1 protein-coding gene is annotated in these 1,498 nt (G+C 40.5%); it reads left to right on the top strand.

Annotation, left to right across the window (positions count from 1 at the left end; translation table 11 throughout):
* Positions 1–1,498, top strand: a 1,498-nt coding sequence (locus ACVC43_RS07245) for a DUF7507 domain-containing protein (RefSeq protein WP_452223838.1), incomplete at both ends; no start/stop codon positions are given.

The raw sequence follows: 1,498 nt of genomic DNA on the forward strand, positions 1-1,498 counted from the left end.
GGTTGCCATTGCCTTTGTTTCTGGTGATACTGATGGTGATAACGAGTTAGATCCTACTGAAATATGGACTTACACAGCCAACTATGCTGTAACACAAGATGATATCGATGCTGGACAAGTAACAAACCAAGCAACAGTTAACGGTCAAAATGTATTGACTGATGCTACTGTAACAGATGTCTCTGGTACTACTGCTACAACAGACGATGCAACAGTAATCACACTATGTCAAGGTGATACAACAATCGCGCTTGTCAAGTCTGGAATCTTTAACGACGAAGATCAAGACAACTGTACTAATGTTGATGAAACGATTACTTATACCTTCACTGTAACTAATACTGGTAATGTGTCTATTGATAATGTGGTTGTAACCGATCCTTTATTAGAAGCACCTAACCCAGTGGTTGCAATCGTATTTGCTTCTGGTGATACTGATGGTGATAACGAATTAGATCCTACTGAAACATGGACTTACACAGCCAACTATGCTGTAACACAAGACGATATCGATGCTGGACAAGTAACAAACCAAGCTACAGTTAACGGTCAAAATGTATTGACTGATGCTACTGTAACAGATGTGTCTGGTACTACTGCTACAACCGATGATGCAACAGTGATTACCTTATGTCAAGGTGATACAACTATTGCACTTGTCAAGTCTGGAATCTTTAACGACGAAGATCAAGACAACTGTACTAATGTTGATGAAACCATTACGTATACCTTCACCGTAACTAATACTGGTAATGTGTCTATTGATAATGTGGTTGTAACCGATCCATTATTAGAAGCACCTAACCCAGTGGTTGCAATCGTATTTGCTTCTGGTGATACTGATGGTGATAACGAATTAGATCCTACGGAAACATGGACTTACACAGCCAACTATGCTGTAGCACAAGATGATATTGATGCTGGACAAGTAACAAACCAAGCTACAGTTAATGGTCAAAATGTATTGACTGATGCTACTGTAACAGATGTGTCTGGTACTACGGCTACAACAGACGATGCCACTGTGATTACCTTATGTCAAGGTGATACCACGATTGCACTTGTAAAGTCTGGCATCTTCAACGACGAAGATCAGGATAACTGTACTAATGTAGATGAAACGATAACCTATACCTTCACTGTAACGAATACTGGTAACGTATCTATCGATAATATTGTATTAACCGATCCATTACTGGAAGCACCTAACCCAGTGGTTGCCATTGCCTTTGTTTCTGGTGATACTGATGGTGATAACGAATTAGATCCTACTGAGACGTGGACGTACACTGCAAACTATGCCGTGACACAAGACGATATTGATGCTGGTCAGGTAACAAACCAAGCAACAGTTAATGGTCAGAATGTATTAACAGATGCTACCGTAACCGATGTGTCTGGTACAACCGCAACAACAGACGATGCCACGGTGATTACCTTATGTCAAGGTGATACAACCATTGCTTTAGTGAAGTCTGGTGTGTTTAACGACGAAGAC

This window comes from Lacinutrix chionoecetis (assembly GCF_053604665.1).